A 16947-nucleotide genomic window follows, 5' to 3' on the forward strand; every position below is an offset into this window, starting at 1 on the left:
AAGGTAAGTTGCGCGCCGGTTTTGCGTGCGTGGCAGCGCTGCGCCGTTACCAAGGCACTGATTGTGAGGACCACCCACTTGTCTATTTCTGTATTACGCAAAGCCTTGATGGCTGGAGCGGGCCTGACGCTGGCATGCAGCGTCCAAGCGGCGCCTACGGTGCACTTCTACAACTGGTCCGACTACATCGGCCCGACCACGCTCGAAGACTTCGAGAAAGCCACGGGTATCAAACCTGTGCAGGACGTGTTCGACTCCAACGAAACCCTGGAAGGCAAGCTACTGGCCGGCAACACCGGTTATGACGTGGTAGTGCCGTCCAACCATTTCCTCGGCAAGCAGATCAAGGCGGGCGCGTTCCAGAAGCTCGACAAGAAACTGCTGCCCAATTATTCCAACCTGGACCCGGCGTTGATGAAGCGCCTGGAAAAGAACGACCCAGGTAACCAGTACGCCGTGCCTTACCTGTGGGGTACCAATGGCATCGGCTACAACGTCGACAAGGTCAAGGCGGCCCTGGGCGTGGACACCATCGATTCCTGGGCCGTGCTGTTCGAGCCCGAAAACATGAAGAAGCTGTCCAAGTGCGGCGTGGCCTTCCTCGACTCGGCGGATGAAATGCTGCCAGCGGTGCTCAACTACATGGGGCTGGACCCCAACAGCACCAACCCCAAGGACTACGCCAAGGCCGAGCAGAAGCTGCTGGCCGTGCGCCCGTACGTGACCTACTTCCACTCCTCCAAGTACATCACGGACCTCGCCAACGGCAACATCTGCGTCGCGGCAGGCTTCTCCGGTGATGTGTTCCAGGCCAAGGCCCGCGCTGAAGAAGCGAAGAAGGGCGTGAACCTGGCCTACTCGATTCCCAAGGAAGGCGGCAACCTCTGGTTCGATGTGCTGGCGATCCCCAAGGACGCCAGGAACGTCAAAGAGGCCCACGCCTTCATCAACTATTTGCTGAAACCTGAGGTTATCGCCCAGGTCAGTGATTACGTCGGTTACGCCAACCCGAACCCCAAGGCTGGCGCCCTGATGGACCAGGCCGTGAGGACTGACGCCGCGGTTTACCCACCGCAGGAAGTGCTGGACAAGATGTTCGTCAACAGTGAGTTGCCACCCAAGGTGCAACGTTTGATGACCCGCAGCTGGACCAAGGTCAAGTCGGGCAAGTAACAATTCAGGCCCGCCGCCAAAGCAGGGGCGGGCACACAAATCTTGTTGGGAGTTTCACTCATGGCAGTTGCCTCCGGTGCCTATAAGAAAGCCCTCGAGGGTGGCCAGCAACCCAAGCAGGTGTTGGTCAAGATCGACCGGGTCACGAAAAAATTCGACGAAACCATCGCCGTAGACGATGTGTCGCTGGAAATCCGCAAAGGCGAAATCTTCGCCCTGCTGGGTGGCTCCGGTTCTGGCAAATCGACCTTGCTGCGCATGCTGGCCGGCTTCGAGCGCCCGACCGAAGGGCGGATCTTTCTCGATGGCGTAGACATCACCGACATGCCGCCCTACGAGCGGCCGATCAACATGATGTTCCAGTCCTACGCGCTGTTCCCGCACATGACCGTGGCGCAGAACATCGCCTTCGGCTTGCAGCAGGACCGGATGCCCAAGGCCGAGATCGACGCCCGCGTGGCCGAGATGCTCAAGCTGGTGCACATGACCCAGTACGCCAAGCGCAAGCCGCACCAGCTCTCCGGTGGTCAGCGTCAGCGTGTGGCCTTGGCCCGCTCGCTGGCCAAGCGCCCCAAGCTGTTGCTGCTCGATGAGCCCATGGGTGCACTGGACAAGAAACTGCGCTCGCAGATGCAGTTGGAACTGGTCGAGATCATCGAGCGCGTGGGCGTGACCTGCGTGATGGTGACCCACGATCAGGAAGAGGCCATGACCATGGCCCAGCGCATCGCCATCATGCACCTGGGCTGGATTGCCCAGATCGGTTCGCCTGTGGATATCTATGAAACGCCTACCAGCCGCCTGGTGTGCGAGTTCATCGGTAACGTCAACTTGTTCGAGGGTGAAGTGATCGACGATGCCGAAGGCCATGCGCTGATCGCCTCGCCGGAACTCGAGCGCAAGATCTACGTTGGCCACGGTGTGTCCACTTCGGTCGAAGACAAGCACATTACCTACGCCCTGCGCCCGGAAAAAATGCTGGTCACGACCACGCAGCCGGATTTCGAGCACAACTGGTCGCGCGGCAAGGTCCATGACATCGCCTACCTGGGCGGCCACTCGGTGTTCTACGTCGAGCTGCCCAGCGGCAAGGTGGTCCAGTCTTTCGTCGCCAACGCCGAGCGCCAGGGCACCCGCCCGACCTGGGGCGATGAAGTGTACGTGTGGTGGGAAGACGACAGCGGCGTGGTACTGCGGTCATGAAACTGCGCAAGCTCAAGCGAGCCTTCCAGCGCCTTATCCCCGAGGGGCGGCACCTGGTGATCGGCGTGCCGTTCATCTGGCTGTTCCTGTTCTTCATGCTGCCGTTCTTCATCGTGCTGAAGATCAGCTTCGCCGAAGCCGACGTGGCGATCCCGCCGTATACCGAGATCTACAGCTACGTCGAAGACAAGGTGCAGCTGGTAATCAACCTGGCCAACTATGGCCTGTTGACCGACGATGAGCTGTACATCTCGGCCTATCTGGGCTCGTTGAAGATGGCCTTCATCAGCACCGTGCTGTGCCTGCTGATCGGCTATCCGATGGCCTACGCGATCGCCAACGCACGCAAGGAAACCCAGACCGTGCTGCTGCTGCTGATCATGATGCCGACCTGGACCGCGATCCTGATCCGCGTCTATGCCTGGATGGGCATCCTCAGCAACAACGGCCTGCTCAACGGGTTCCTGATGTGGACCGGGCTGATCGACCAGCCGCTGCAGATCCTCAACACCAACCTGGCGGTGTATATCGGCGTGGTCTATTCGTACCTGCCGTTCATGATCCTGCCGCTGTTCGCCAACCTGGTGAAGCACGATCAGAGCCTGCTCGAAGCCGCATCGGACCTGGGTTCGAGCACCTTCAACAGCTTCTGGAAGATCACCGTGCCGCTGTCGAAAAACGGCATCATCGCCGGCTGCATGCTGGTGTTCATCCCGGTGGTGGGCGAGTTCGTCATTCCTGAACTGCTGGGCGGCCCGGAAACCCTGATGATCGGTAAGGTGCTGTGGCAAGAGTTCTTCAACAACCGTGACTGGCCGGTGGCATCTGCCCTGGCGGTGGTGATGCTGGCGATCCTGATCGTACCGATCCTGCTGTTCAACCGCAGCCAGGCCAAAGAGATGGAGGGCAGGGCATGAAGCGCTTCAGTTTCTCCAAGCTGATGCTGGTGCTCGGCTTGCTGTTCATCTACCTGCCGATGCTGATCCTGGTGATCTATTCGTTCAACGCCTCCAAGCTGGTAACGGTGTGGGGCGGCTGGTCGGTCAAGTGGTACGTCGGCCTGCTCGACAACACCCAGCTCATGGGCTCGGTGATGCGCTCACTGGAGATCGCCTGCTATACGGCGGTGGCGGCGGTGGCTTTGGGGACCCTGGCAGCCTTCGTGCTGACCCGGGTCACCCGCTTCAAGGGCCGCACGCTGTTCGGTGGCCTGGTCACTGCACCGCTGGTGATGCCTGAAGTAATCACAGGCCTGTCGCTGTTGCTGCTGTTCGTGGCCATGGCGCAGACGATCGGCTGGCCGCAGGAGCGTGGCGTGGTCACCATCTGGATCGCCCACACCACGTTCTGTGCGGCCTATGTGGCAGTGGTGGTGTCGGCGCGCCTGCGAGAGCTGGACCTGTCGATCGAAGAAGCGGCCATGGACCTGGGCGCCAAGCCGTGGAAGGTGTTCTTCCTGATCACCATCCCGATGATTGCGCCGTCGCTGGCGGCGGGTGGCATGATGTCGTTCGCCCTGTCGCTGGATGACCTGGTACTGGCGAGCTTCGTTTCCGGGCCTGGTTCGACCACCTTGCCGATGGAAGTATTCTCCGCTGTACGCCTGGGCGTGAAGCCGGAGATCAACGCTGTGGCCAGCCTGATCCTGCTGTCGGTGTCGTTGGTGACCTTCATGGTCTGGTACTTCAGCCGCCGCGCCGAAGAGCACCGCCGCAAGGCGATTCAGCAGGCGATCGAAGAGGGGGCTGCTGCCAACGTTTCGCAGCCGCAGATCAAGCGCCCGACGGCCACCGCTGCGTCGGCCTGAGTGCGCTAGCTCCGGCCGGGCCCGCTTCCAGAGGAACGGTGCACGCCGCAAGGGCTGCATCAGTCCAGTGGGAGCGGGCTTGCTTCAGGGCCCGCCTCCGCGCCATGGCCGCCCAACTGACCCTGGTCAGTGTTTTTTCTGAACCCTGATCTACGCTAACAGTCGCATCCCACGAATCATTTGCGCGCAAGCTAGGAGCCTGCATGAGGGTGACGCGTTCACTGTTGGTTGTAGGCTTGGGGCTGCTAGGCCTGCTGACAGGTTGCAGCAAGGAAGAGGCGCCCGAGGTTTTGCCACGGGTGGGGGTACTGCAGGTCCAACCCACTGACTTCGCCGCCAGGGTCACCTTGACCGGTGATGTGCAGGCGCGTGTGCAGACCGATCTTTCGTTTCGCGTGGGTGGCAAGATCATCTCGCGCAGCGTTGACGTGGGCGATCACGTGAAGGCCAACCAGGTGCTGGCCCGGCTGGACCCCAAAGACCTGCAGAACAATGTCGATTCGGCCAAGGCCGAGGTGTTCGCCGCTCAGGCGCGCGTCACCCAAACCAGCGCGGCCTTCGTCCGCCAGCAAAAGCTCTTGCCCAAGGGCTACACCAGCCAGAGCGAATATGACGCCGCCGAAGCGTCGCTGCGCAGCAACCAGAGCGCGCTCAAGGCGGCCCAGGCGCAACTGGCCAATGCCCAGGAGCAACTGAGCTATACCGCCTTGGTGTCAGAGGCCGATGGGGTGATCACCGAGCGCCAGGCCGAGGTCGGTCAGGTGGTCCAGGCGACCATGCCGATATTCAGCCTTGCGCGTGATGGCGACCGCGATGCTGTCTTCAATGTCTACGAGTCCCTGCTGGTGGCGCCGCCGAGCGACGCCGGTGTAATGGTCAGCCTGCTCGACGACCCCAAGGTCCAGGCACAAGGCTTTGTCCGGGAAATTACCCCGACCGTATCGGCGCAGAGCGGCACGGTCCAGGTCAAGGTGGGCCTGCGTGATGTGCCTGCGGCCATGCTCCTGGGTTCACCGGTTACCGCCACGGCCAACACGCAAGGGCGGCCGAGCATCGAATTGCCCTGGTCGGCACTGACCAAGGCGTTGCATGAGCCTGCGGTGTGGGTGGTTGGCGAAGGCGACAAGGTTGAGCTGCGCAAAGTCCAGGTAGCCCGCTACCTCACCGGCAAGGTTGTCATCGCCCAAGGCATACAAGGCGGGGAGACGGTAGTCGTCAGCGGTGGCCAGTTGCTGCATCCCGGTATGCAGGTCGAGAAAATCGATGCCCAGGACGGAGGCGCCGCGCCATGAACAAAGTACTGTTGCTGTGTGCGGCAGGCTTGCTGTTGACGGCCTGTGGCAGTGAGGAAGAACAACCTGAAGCCGTGCGCCCTGTGCTGTCGACCGTGGTCGAGGCCCAGGCGCAGTCGCAGCTTGGCCGCTTTGCCGGCACCATCCAGGCACGCTATGAAAGCACCCTGGGCTTCCGGGTGGCCGGGCGCATTGCCCGGCGCTGGCTGGATGTGGGGGCCCAGGTAAAGCCGGGCGACACGCTTGCCACCCTTGACCCCACCGACCAGCAGAACCAGCTGCGCGCTGCCGAAGGCGACCTGGCCAGGGTCCAGGCGCAATGGATCAACGCCCAGGCCAATGCCCGCCGGCAACAGCAGCTGTATGACCGCGGCGTCGGCGCCCAGGCCCAGTTGGACATTGCCCAGACCGACCTGAAAACCACCGGTGCGAGCCTGGAGCAAGCGCGCTCGGCGGTCAGCCAGGCGCGTGACCAGCTCGATTACAGCACCCTGCGCAGCGACCATTCGGCGGTGATCACGGCGTGGCAGGCAGAGGCCGGGCAGACGGTCACCGCCGGCCAGGCGGTGGTCACGCTGGCGCGACCAGACATCAAGGAAGCGGTGATCGACCTGCCCATCGGCATTGCCGAGCAGCTGACCAAGGACCTGACGTTCACGGTCGCCTCGCAACTGGACAACAGCATCAATACCACCGCCACGCTGCGTGAACTGGAACCCCAGGCCGATGCCGCGACGCGCACCCGGCGTGCCCGCCTGACCCTTGCCAGCACTCCCGATGCCTTCCACCTGGGCACCGCGATCAGTGTCACCTTGACCTCGGCGATCACCCCGCGCAGCGAGCTGCCGCTGAGCGCGCTGCTCGAGCGTGATGGCAAGACCCAGGTATGGGTCATCGATCCGCAGCAAAAAACCGTCGCTACCCGTGACGTCGCCCTGCTGGAACGCTCCGCCGACAGTATCGTGCTGGCCTCTGGAGTGCAGCCTGGTGAGCGGGTGGTCACTGCCGGTGTCAACAGCCTCAAGCCTGGCCAGAAGGTCACCTTCGACGAGGAAGCGCAATGAAAGGAAGCTTCAACCTGTCCGACTGGGCGTTGCGCCATCAATCTTTCGTCTGGTACCTGATGTTCGTCGGCCTGCTGATGGGGATTTTTTCCTACTTCAACCTTGGCCGCGAAGAAGACCCGTCGTTCACCATCAAAACCATGGTGATCCAGACCCGCTGGCCGGGCGCGACCCAGGATGAAACCCTGTACCAGGTCACCGACCGCATCGAGAAAAAGCTCGAGGAGCTGGACTCCCTCGACTACACCAAGAGCTATACCCGCCCGGGTGAGTCGACCGTCTACGTCTACCTGCGAGACACCACCAAAGCCGCCGACATCCCGCAAATCTGGTACCAGGTGCGCAAGAAGATCCAGGATATTCGCGGCGAATTCCCCCAAGGTATCCAGGGCCCAGGGTTCAACGACGAGTTCGGCGATGTCTTCGGCTCGATCTACGCATTCACCGCAGATGGCTTGACCTTGCGCCAATTGCGCGATTACGTGGAGCAGGCCCGCGCCGAGGTGCGCGAGGTCCCTAATATCGGCAAGATCGAGCTGGTCGGCACCCAGGATGAGGTGCTCTACCTGAACTTTTCCACGCGCAAACTGGCCGCGCTGGGCATTGACCAGCGCCAGGTCATGCAGGCCCTGCAGCAACAGAACGCGGTAACGCCGGCCGGGGTGATCGAAGCAGGCCCAGAGCGGATCTCGGTGCGCACCACCGGGCAATTCGCCTCAGAGAAAGACCTGCAAACCGTCAACCTGCGCATCAATGACCGCTTCTTCCGCCTGGCCGATATCGCCGATATCCAGCGCGGCTATGTCGACCCGCCGTCACCGATGTTCCGTTACAACGGCCAGACCGCGATTGGCCTGGCCATCGGCATGAAGGCCGGCGGCAACATCCAGGTATTCGGCGCCGCACTCAAGAAGAAGATGGACAGCATCGTCAACGACCTGCCCGTTGGCGTAGGCGTTCATACCGTGTCCGACCAGGCGGTGGTGGTGAAAGAGGCGGTTGGGGGCTTCACCAGCGCGCTGTTCGAGGCCGTGATAATTGTACTGGCAGTGAGTTTCGTCAGCCTTGGCGTGCGAGCAGGGCTGGTGGTGGCCTGCTCGATCCCGCTGGTGCTGGCCATGGTCTTCGTGTTCATGGAGTACAGCGGCATCACCATGCAGCGGATCTCGCTCGGCGCGCTGATCATCGCGCTGGGGCTGCTGGTGGATGATGCGATGATCACCGTCGAGGTCATGGTCACACGCCTTGAGATGGGCGAGAGCAAGGAACAGGCTGCGACCTTCGCCTATACCTCGACCGCGTTCCCGATGCTCACCGGTACCCTTGTGACCGTCGCCGGCTTCGTGCCGATCGGCCTCAATGCCAGTTCTGCAGGCGAGTACACCTATACCCTGTTCGCGGTGATTGCCGTGGCGCTTATCGTGTCCTGGGTGGTGGCGGTGTTCTTCGCGCCCGTGCTTGGCGTGCATATTCTCAAGAGCGACAAGCTCAAGGGCCATGACGCGGAACCTGGCCGCGTCGGGCGAGCGTTCGAAGGTGGGTTGCTGTGGTGCATGCGTCACCGCTGGCTGACCATCGTCGGCACCATCCTGTTGTTCGCCCTGGCCCTGTTCAGCATGCGCTTTGTGCAGAACCAGTTCTTCCCGTCCTCGGACCGTCCGGAAATCCTCGTCGACCTCAACCTGCCGCAGAATGCCTCGATAGAGGAGACGCGCAAGGTGGTCGATCGCCTGGAGGCGAAGATCAAGGATGACCCTGACATGGTGAGCTGGAGCACCTACATCGGCCAGGGCGCCATCCGTTTCTATCTGCCGCTGGATCAGCAACTGCAGAACCCGTACTACGCCCAGCTGGTCATCGTCAGCAAAGGCTTGGAGGAGCGTGCAGGCATGATGGCGCGCCTGCAGAAGCTGTTGCACGAAGAGTTCGTCGGCATCGGCACCAACGTGCAGTCGCTGGAAATGGGCCCGCCGGTAGGGCGGCCGATCCAGTACCGGGTCAGCGGCAAGGACATCGACCAGGTGCGCAAGCATGCGATCGATCTCGCCACCCTGCTCAATACCAATGAACACATCGGCGAGATGATCTACGACTGGAACGAGCCGGGTAAGGTACTGCGCATAGAAATCGCACAAGACAAGGCGCGCCAGCTCGGGCTGTCGTCCGAGGACGTGGCCAATGTGATGAACAGCATCGTCAGCGGCGCGCCGGTCACCGAGGTCAACGACAACATCTACCTGGTGGACGTGATCGCCCGTGCGGTGGACAGCGAGAGGGGCTCACCAGACACCCTGCAGAACCTGCAGATCGTCACGCCCAGCGGCACGTCGATACCCTTGCTGGCGTTCGCCACGGTGCGCTACGAGCTGGAGCAGCCGCTGGTATGGCGCCGCGACCGCAAACCTACCATCACCATCAAGGCATCGGTCAACGGCGACATCCAGCCTACCGACCTGGTCGCGCAGCTCAAGCCGAAGATCGACGAGTTCGCCAGCCAGTTGCCTGTCGGTTACGAGGTGGCCACAGGTGGTACGGTGGAGGAGAGCAGCAAGGCACAAGGGCCGATTGCCAAGGTCATCCCGCTGATGCTGTTCCTCATGGCGACGTTCCTGATGATCCAGCTGCACAGTGTGCAGAAGCTGTTCCTGGTGGTCAGCGTGGCGCCGCTGGGGTTGATCGGTGTGGTCGTGGCACTGGTGCCGACGGGCACGCCCATGGGCTTCGTGGCGATTCTCGGGATACTCGCGCTGGCGGGGATCATCATTCGTAACTCGGTCATTCTGGTGACCCAGATCGATGAGTTCGAAGCGCAGGGCTATTCACCCTGGGATGCGGTGCTCGAAGCCACCAACCACCGTCGCAGGCCGATCTTGCTGACTGCCGCAGCGGCGAGCCTGGGCATGATCCCGATCGCTCGTGAGGTGTTCTGGGGGCCGATGGCCTACGCCATGATTGGCGGCATCATCAGCGCAACGCTGCTGACGCTGCTGTTCCTGCCGGCGCTTTACGTGGCCTGGTACAAGATCCGCGAGCCAGAGCACAGCGAAGAACCTGCGGCATGAGGTTTGTGGGGGTTGGGCACGACAGCCCCCATGAATGCTCCGAACCATTACTTGAAAATGGTTATATAAAAATTCTTAAAGAGTATTTTTAAGAATAACCGCGCCTGTCTATGATCGCTCCCAAGCCAGGCGCAATCCCCTTCCAATACTTCTGCCCGGCACCTCACTCACAGGAGAGCGAGCATGAGTGCATCAGTGCGCAGCATCGACGGTCAGGACGAAGCCACCATTTTGCGTGAGATCCAGAGCGCCCTGCGCGATCTGCGTTTCGGTGCGGTGGAAATTACCGTGCACAACGCTCAGGTCGTGCAGATCGAGCGCAAGGAGAAGTTCCGCCTGCAACAGCCCGGCAACAAACCCAGCTGATCACGCACCACACACAAAATTAGAAAAATGCCAATCGGGAGCTTCACCATGTCCATCCGCCGTTATGCACTCGCCGCTTTGGCCAGTGCTGTTTTTGCCGGTTCCGCCATCGCCAAGGACTACGAACTGCTGAACGTGTCCTACGACCCGACCCGTGAGCTGTATCAGCAATACAATGCTGAATTCATCAAGCATTGGCAGCAGTCGCACCCGGACGACAAAGTGAAGATCCAGCAGTCCCATGGCGGCTCGGGCAAACAGGCCCGCGCGGTAATCGACGGCCTGCGCGCCGACGTGGTGACCCTGGCCCTGGCGGGTGACATCGACGAGATCGCCAAGCTGGGCAAGGCCTTGCCGGAGGACTGGCAGAAGCGCCTGCCGGACGCCAGCACCCCGTACACCTCGACCATCGTGTTCCTGGTGCGCAAGGGCAACCCGAAAGGCATCAAGGACTGGGGTGACCTGATCAAGAAGGACGTTTCGGTCATTACCCCCAACCCTAAAACCTCCGGTGGCGCGCGCTGGAACTTCCTCGCTGCCTGGGCCTACGGCCTGAAGCAAGGCGGCAGCGAAGCCAAAGCCAAGGAGTACGTGCAGGAGCTGTTCAAGCACGTGCCGATTCTGGATACCGGTGCCCGTGGCTCGACCATCACGTTCGTCAACAACGGCCAGGGTGATGTGCTGCTGGCCTGGGAAAACGAAGCTTTCCTGGCGCTGAAGGAGGACGGCGGGGCCGACAAGTTCGAAATCGTCGTGCCTTCGCTGTCGATCCTGGCAGAACCCCCTGTGGCGGTGGTCGACAAGAACGCTCAGAAGAAGGGTAATGAACAGATCGCCGAGGCGTACCTCAAGCACCTGTACAGCCCGGCTGGCCAGAAAATCGCTGCCGAAAACTTCTACCGCCCACGTGACGCGAAGGTCGCAGCCGAATTCGGCAAGCAATTCCCGAAACTGGATCTGGTAACCATCGACAAGGACTTCGGTGGCTGGAAGACGGCACAGCCCAAATTCTTCAATGATGGCGGTGTGTTCGACCAGATCTATCAGGCGCAATAAACGGCCATGGAACAGCGGGGCCGCCTTGCGGCCCAGGATTCACAAGCTTGCACCAGCCTGGCATGACTGCCGGGCTTGGTGCGTTCAACCAGGGATCTTTATGTCACGTCGCATTTCCCCTGTCATACCCGGCTTCGGGCTGACACTGGGCTACACCTTGGTGTATCTCAGCCTGATTGTGCTGATACCGCTGGCCGCCATGTTCGTGCATGCCGCGCAGCTTACCTGGGAGCAGTTCTGGAACATCATCAGTGCGCCGCGTGTGATCGCCGCGCTCAAGCTGAGTTTCGGCACCGCCCTGTTCGCGGCCATCATCAATGGTGTCATCGGTACCCTGCTGGCTTGGGTGCTGGTGCGCTATACCTTTCCTGGGCGCAAGATCATCGATGCGATGATCGACCTGCCGTTCGCTCTGCCCACTGCCGTTGCTGGTATCGCCCTGACCGCGCTTTATGCCCCGGCAGGCTGGGTCGGTCAGTTCGCCACCGACCTGGGCTTCAAGATCGCCTACACCCCTCTGGGCATCACCTTGGCGCTGACCTTCGTCACCCTGCCGTTCGTGGTGCGTACCGTGCAACCGGTGCTGGCGGACATCCCGCGGGAAGTCGAAGAGGCTGCTGCCTGCCTGGGCGCCAAACCACTGCAGGTGTTCCGCCACGTACTGGCACCGGCCCTGCTGCCGGCCTGGCTCACCGGGTTTGCCCTGGCCTTTGCCCGTGGTGTGGGCGAGTACGGTTCGGTGATCTTCATTGCCGGCAACATGCCGATGAAGACCGAGATTCTGCCGCTGCTGATCATGGTCAAGCTCGACCAATACGACTACACCGGCGCGACTGCCATCGGCGTGCTGATGCTGGTGGTTTCCTTCATCCTGCTGCTGCTGATCAACCTGCTGCAGCGCCGCATTGAAACCCCTTGAAGGAGGCCGGCATGTCCAGTTCATCCCTGACTACCGCCGACGCCAATGCCGCACGGCGTGGCAGCGCCACCTCGCGGCGCATCCTGATCGGCCTCGGCTGGCTGGTGTTCGCACTGTTTCTGCTGCTGCCGCTGGTGATCGTGGTGTCGCAGGCGCTGAAGAACGGTTTCGGCACCTTCTTCGAGGCGATCTTCGAGCCTGATGCCTTGTCGGCGCTGAAGTTGACGCTGCTCGCGGTCGTCATCTCGGTGCCGCTGAACCTGGTCTTCGGCGTCAGCGCCGCCTGGTGCGTGAGCAAGTACACCTTCCGTGGCAAGAGCATCCTGGTCACCCTGATCGACCTGCCGTTCTCGGTATCCCCGGTCATCGCCGGCCTGGTCTACGTGTTGATGTTCGGCGCCCAAGGCTTGTTCGGGCCTTGGCTGCAGGATCACGACATTCAGATCGTCTTCGCTTTGCCGGGCATCGTGTTGGCGACCATCTTCGTCACCGTGCCCTTCGTTGCCCGTGAGCTGATCCCGCTGATGCAGGAGCAAGGCACCCAGGAAGAGGAGGCTGCGCGCCTGCTCGGCGCCAACGGCTGGCAGATGTTCTGGCACGTGACCCTGCCGAACATCAAGTGGGGCCTGATCTACGGTGTGGTGCTTTGTACCGCGCGGGCCATGGGCGAGTTCGGTGCGGTATCTGTGGTCTCGGGCCATATCCGTGGCGTCACCAATACCTTGCCGCTGCACGTGGAGATCCTCTACAACGAGTACAACCACGTCGCGGCCTTCAGTGTGGCCAGCCTGTTGCTGATCCTGGCGCTCTTCATCCTGCTGCTCAAGCAGTGGAGCGAGAACCGTATTAACCGCCTGCGCCATAGCGCAGCGGAGGAATAAGTCATGTCGATCGAAGTTCGTAACGTCAGCAAGCGCTTCAACAGCTTCCAGGCCCTGGACAACATCAACCTGGATATCCACAGCGGTGAGTTGGTGGCCCTGCTCGGCCCCTCAGGCTGTGGCAAGACCACCCTGCTGCGCATCATCGCCGGCCTGGAAACGCCAGACGACGGCAACATCGTGTTCCATGGCGAAGACGTATCCGGCCACGATGTACGCGATCGCAACGTCGGTTTCGTGTTCCAGCACTACGCGCTGTTCCGCCACATGAGCGTGTTCGACAACGTTGCCTTCGGCCTGCGCATGAAGCCCAAGGGCGAGCGCCCGAGCGAGAGCAAGATTGCCGAGAAGGTGCATGAACTGCTGAACATGGTGCAGCTGGACTGGCTGGCGGACCGCTACCCCGAACAGCTGTCCGGTGGCCAGCGCCAGCGTATCGCCCTGGCCCGCGCATTGGCGGTGGAGCCCAAGGTGCTGCTGCTCGATGAGCCGTTCGGTGCCCTCGATGCCAAGGTGCGCAAGGAATTGCGCCGCTGGCTGGCGCGTTTGCACGAGGACATCAATCTGACTTCGGTATTCGTGACCCACGACCAGGAAGAGGCCATGGAAGTGGCCGATCGCATCGTGGTGATGAACAAGGGGGTGATCGAGCAGATCGGCTCCCCAGGGGAAGTGTATGAAACGCCGGCCAACGACTTCGTCTACCACTTCCTCGGCGACTCCAACCGCCTGGCGTTGAGCGAGGGGCATCATGTGCTGTTCCGGCCACACGAGGTGTCGCTGTCGCGCCATGAAACAGAAGGGCACCACGCCGCCGAGGTACGTGATATCCGGCCATTGGGCGCGACTACCCGGGTGACCTTGAAGGTGGAAGGGCAAAGCGAGCTGATCGAGGCCGAGGTGGTCAAGGATCACGACAGCCTGACCGGCCTGGCGCGAGGTGAAACACTGTTCTTCAGGCCGAAGGTCTGGCAGAAGGTGGCGGATATCTGAGCCGCGTCAGAGGATGAAAACCCGGGCATGGTCCCGGGTTTTTTTTGCCTGGCGGATTATGAGGTGCGGTTGTGTGGCCCTTGCGCTAATTCGATGCCTTTTTTGAATGTTTTGTATGCATGGATTGCATCGCTCATGTAGGGCTGGTGCGAAGGCCGCGGATTACGCGGGCTTCAAGAAACCGACATCAGCCTATATATGGAAAAGATCTATTTTTAGTTTTAAACATTACTTTAAGAAATAAGACTCCTGCCTTGATGATTCAGCCACACACCTGAATCAAGAAACCCCAGGAGTTCGATCAATGGGTAATGTCCATACGGCCATCAGGGCCTACGACCAGCCACGCCACCTTGCACCGGGTGACCTGGTCGAGCTTGGACGGACACTTCGCCTGCCGTTGGGCCGGCTCCGGCTGCAACGTACCCCGGCCAGTGGCCTCAAGCGCCGCGACAAGCTGGTGCTGGCTTTGCTGGTACTGGCCGTGCACGGCGCTGGCGCCTTTTGGGTGAGCCAGGCCCCGACGCGTGAGTTGCCCGTGGTACCACCAAAGATTCCTCCCATGACCATCGAATTTGCCGCCCCGGCCCCTGCGGCAGTCGAACCGCCACCGCCAGCCCCGGCGCCACCGGTTGTCGCGCCACCTCCACCTGTAGTGGACGAATTGGCTGCCAAACCCAAGCCCAAGCCAAAACCCGCTCCCAAGCCAGTGGCCAGGCAACCGCCTAAACCGCAGCCCAAGCCTGTCGAGGCACCACCGCCTGCACCCGCACCGGTCGCCGCTCCCTCACCGGCTGCGCCGCCCGCACCGGCCCCGGTCACGCCGCCCTCGGCCAACGCCGCTTACCTGAGGAACCCGGCGCCAGAGTATCCACAGATGGCTCAGCGCCGCGGCTGGGAAGGCACCGTGTTGCTGAGGGTGGAGGTTTTGGCCAGCGGCAAACCCGGGCAGATCCAGATCCAGAAAAGCAGTGGTCGCGATGCCCTCGACGCTGCCGCCCTGGCGGCGGTCAGGCGCTGGAGTTTCGTCCCCGCCAAGCAGGGCGCCGTGGCGCAGGCCGGCTGGGTCAGCGTGCCGATCGATTTCAAGCTTCGTTAACTTTTTCGCAGAACACAGGAAGACATTCTCATGAGCCTGCTGGCATCCCCCCTCGAATCCGTTGAAAGTACAGTCATCTGGCTGTTGGTCGGTTTTTCCGTCGTCACTTGGAGCCTGGCCCTGGTCAAGATCGTGCAATTCGTGCGGCTGAAAAACCAGGACAAACGCTTCCACGCGCAGTTCTGGGCCGCCTCAAGCCTGGACGCGGCGGCCCAGATCAGCCACGAACTGCCTGGCCCGGCGGCCCGCGTCGCCCAGTCCGGGTATGCCGCCATTGCCGTCGGCGAGGCACAGGCCAATGACCTGAGCCATGCGATCAATCATCAGGACCGCCTCGAACGCGCCCTGCGCCAGCAGATCGTGCGGGAGCGGCGCTCGCTTGAATCCGGCTTGGCAGTGGTGGCCAGTATCGGCAGCACTTCGCCCTTCATCGGCTTGTTCGGTACCGTATGGGGCATCATGGAAGCACTCAAAGGCATCAGCGCGGCGGGTTCGGCCAGCCTGGAAACCGTGGCTGGTCCTATTGGCGCTGCACTCGTAGCTACCGGAGTAGGTATCGCCGTCGCGGTACCGGCGGTACTGGTCTACAACTACTTCCTTCGCCGCCTCAAGTTGACTGCCGCTGATCTGGATGACTTTGCCCACGACTTCTACAGCCTGGCGCAGAAGAGTGCCTTCCGTGTGCTGGTGCATCCTGGCGTGCAGAAGGTGCAAGCCGGCTTTACCCAGCCTGTGAAGGAGGCGTCCTGACATGGCCTTTTCGACGCAGGACAGCGACGAAGTTCTAAGTGAAATCAACGTTACGCCCCTGGTGGACGTCATGCTGGTGCTGCTGGTGGTATTCATCGTCACCGCGCCGCTGCTGACCAATGCCATTCCCATCAACCTGCCCAAGACCGAGTCCGTGGCCCCGGTTGAGCAGAAGGACCCATTGGTGGTGAGCATCGATGGTGCCGGCAAGCTGTTCATCAACAAGGACGAGATACAGCCGGACTTGCTGGAGACCAACCTCAAGGCAGCCAAGGACAAAGACGCGCAGGTCCGTGTGCACCTGCAGGCTGACGACGGCGTCAACTACGGCGAAGTGGCGCGCGCCATGGCCGCCATCGAACGTGCGGGGATCACCAAGCTGGCGGTGATAACCGCACGCTGATACCTGTAACACCTCTTCAGGCAAGTGACTTTCGCGAGTGCGTTGGGGCCATATCTCTTGGCAGGGGTTGGCCCTTTTTTTTCGCACTGGCCATTGGCATTTTCTTCATGGGAGCGACTTGGTGTCACGATGGGCGACACCTTGAGTGATCGCTTATGATCTTGGATTTGGTTATTAATAAATAGCTTCTTATTCCTTTACGAACATAGCTCCATCCCTATACTGGTCTCCAAGCACGCAAACATACTGGAGGCGTCCCCATGCGCAATGAGTCCATCCGCTACCTGATTGTGCCGGGTTGGCAAGGCTCGCCAGACAATCATTGGCAGAGTCACTGGCAACGCACCTTGCCCAACAGCGCGCGGGTCGAGCAGCAGGACTGGCTCACCCCACAGCGCCAGGACTGGGTGCAGGCGTTGGAGCAGGCAATCGCTGCTGAACCCTCGCCAGTGATACTCGTTGCCCATAGCCTGGGCTGCATCACTGTCGTCCATTGGGCTGCCCAGGCCAAGCCGGCCTTGCTGCGGCGCGTGCGCGGCGCGCTGTTGGTTGCCCCGGCGGATGTCGAGCGGCCGACCTGCTCGCCCGCCCTGCGCAACTTCGCGCCGATCCCGCTGCAGGCCCTGCCGTTTCCAAGCCAGGTGATCAGCTCGGACAACGACCCGGCCGTGAGCGTGCCGCGCGCCCTGTACCTGGCGCAGGCTTGGGGCGCAGAAGCGGGGTTGCTGAGCAATGCAGGGCATATCAACGTCAAATCCGGGCATGAGCGCTGGGAGCAGGGTTTTGCCTACCTGTATCGCTTGCAAAGCCGTGTGGAACAGCGCGCGCTGCGCCGCGCCTGACCGGCACCCCTGTCTATCGTTTGCCTGACGCCCTGCC

16 protein-coding genes are annotated in these 16947 nt (G+C 61.6%); all 16 read left to right on the plus strand.

The window, feature by feature from the left end:
* Window positions 1-78: 78 nt before the first annotated feature.
* Window positions 79-1173: a polyamine ABC transporter substrate-binding protein gene (locus tag ABRP30_RS01140; RefSeq protein ID WP_267820184.1), complete on the plus strand. Its 1095-nt coding sequence runs from the start codon at window positions 79-81 to the stop codon at window positions 1171-1173.
* A gap of 60 nt (window positions 1174-1233) precedes the next feature.
* Entirely contained in the window at window positions 1234-2376 is a 1143-nt protein-coding gene (potA, locus tag ABRP30_RS01145; RefSeq protein WP_349975904.1) for a polyamine ABC transporter ATP-binding protein, read from the plus strand.
* Window positions 2377-2411: 35 nt separating this feature from the next.
* The gene (locus tag ABRP30_RS01150; RefSeq protein WP_267824153.1) at window positions 2412-3293 is read left to right on the plus strand and encodes an ABC transporter permease subunit; all 882 of its coding nucleotides are present in this window, start codon (window positions 2412-2414) and stop codon (window positions 3291-3293) included.
* The gene (locus ABRP30_RS01155) at window positions 3290-4183 is read left to right on the plus strand and encodes an ABC transporter permease subunit (RefSeq protein WP_241805022.1); all 894 of its coding nucleotides are present in this window, start codon (window positions 3290-3292) and stop codon (window positions 4181-4183) included. Before ABRP30_RS01150 ends, ABRP30_RS01155 begins: the two co-directional genes overlap by 4 nt.
* A gap of 203 nt (window positions 4184-4386) precedes the next feature.
* Window positions 4387-5475: an efflux RND transporter periplasmic adaptor subunit gene (locus ABRP30_RS01160; protein ID WP_267820190.1), complete on the plus strand. Its 1089-nt coding sequence runs from the start codon at window positions 4387-4389 to the stop codon at window positions 5473-5475.
* Window positions 5472-6539: an efflux RND transporter periplasmic adaptor subunit gene (locus ABRP30_RS01165; RefSeq protein ID WP_267820192.1), complete on the plus strand. Its 1068-nt coding sequence runs from the start codon at window positions 5472-5474 to the stop codon at window positions 6537-6539. The genes ABRP30_RS01160 and ABRP30_RS01165 overlap by 4 nt, the downstream gene beginning before the upstream one ends.
* A complete protein-coding gene (locus tag ABRP30_RS01170; protein WP_349975905.1) occupies window positions 6536-9601 on the plus strand; it encodes an efflux RND transporter permease subunit in 3066 nt (1021 codons plus the stop codon). The genes ABRP30_RS01165 and ABRP30_RS01170 overlap by 4 nt, the downstream gene beginning before the upstream one ends.
* A 183-nt stretch (window positions 9602-9784) precedes the next feature.
* A complete protein-coding gene (oscA, locus tag ABRP30_RS01175) occupies window positions 9785-9967 on the plus strand; it encodes a sulfur starvation response protein OscA (RefSeq protein WP_119688096.1) in 183 nt (60 codons plus the stop codon).
* A gap of 48 nt (window positions 9968-10015) precedes the next feature.
* Window positions 10016-11023 carry a sulfate ABC transporter substrate-binding protein gene (locus ABRP30_RS01180; RefSeq protein ID WP_267820198.1) on the plus strand — a complete coding sequence of 336 codons (1008 nt, stop codon included), beginning with the start codon at window positions 10016-10018 and terminating at the stop codon, window positions 11021-11023.
* A 100-nt stretch (window positions 11024-11123) separates the two neighbouring features.
* Window positions 11124-11942 (plus strand): sulfate ABC transporter permease subunit CysT, encoded by an 819-nt coding sequence (gene cysT, locus ABRP30_RS01185; RefSeq protein ID WP_161871732.1) that lies wholly within the window; start codon window positions 11124-11126, stop codon window positions 11940-11942.
* An 11-nt stretch (window positions 11943-11953) separates the two neighbouring features.
* Window positions 11954-12823, plus strand: a complete 870-nt coding sequence (gene cysW / locus ABRP30_RS01190) for a sulfate ABC transporter permease subunit CysW (protein ID WP_241805027.1) — start codon at window positions 11954-11956, stop codon at window positions 12821-12823.
* Between the two features lie 3 nt (window positions 12824-12826).
* A complete protein-coding gene (locus tag ABRP30_RS01195) occupies window positions 12827-13816 on the plus strand; it encodes a sulfate/molybdate ABC transporter ATP-binding protein (protein WP_267820205.1) in 990 nt (329 codons plus the stop codon).
* A gap of 304 nt (window positions 13817-14120) precedes the next feature.
* The gene (locus tag ABRP30_RS01200) at window positions 14121-14915 is read left to right on the plus strand and encodes an energy transducer TonB (protein WP_267820207.1); all 795 of its coding nucleotides are present in this window, start codon (window positions 14121-14123) and stop codon (window positions 14913-14915) included.
* A gap of 30 nt (window positions 14916-14945) precedes the next feature.
* Window positions 14946-15665 carry a MotA/TolQ/ExbB proton channel family protein gene (locus ABRP30_RS01205; RefSeq protein ID WP_349975906.1) on the plus strand — a complete coding sequence of 240 codons (720 nt, stop codon included), beginning with the start codon at window positions 14946-14948 and terminating at the stop codon, window positions 15663-15665.
* Window position 15666: 1 nt separating this feature from the next.
* Window positions 15667-16068, plus strand: coding sequence for a biopolymer transporter ExbD (locus ABRP30_RS01210; RefSeq protein ID WP_267820211.1), 402 nt, complete (start codon window positions 15667-15669; stop codon window positions 16066-16068).
* A gap of 260 nt (window positions 16069-16328) precedes the next feature.
* The gene (locus ABRP30_RS01215; protein ID WP_267820213.1) at window positions 16329-16910 is read left to right on the plus strand and encodes an alpha/beta hydrolase; all 582 of its coding nucleotides are present in this window, start codon (window positions 16329-16331) and stop codon (window positions 16908-16910) included.
* The last annotated feature ends 37 nt before the right edge of the window (window positions 16911-16947 follow it).

This window comes from Pseudomonas sp. WHRI 8519 (assembly GCF_040224055.2).
GTDB classification, from domain to species: domain Bacteria; phylum Pseudomonadota; class Gammaproteobacteria; order Pseudomonadales; family Pseudomonadaceae; genus Aquipseudomonas; species Aquipseudomonas putida_X.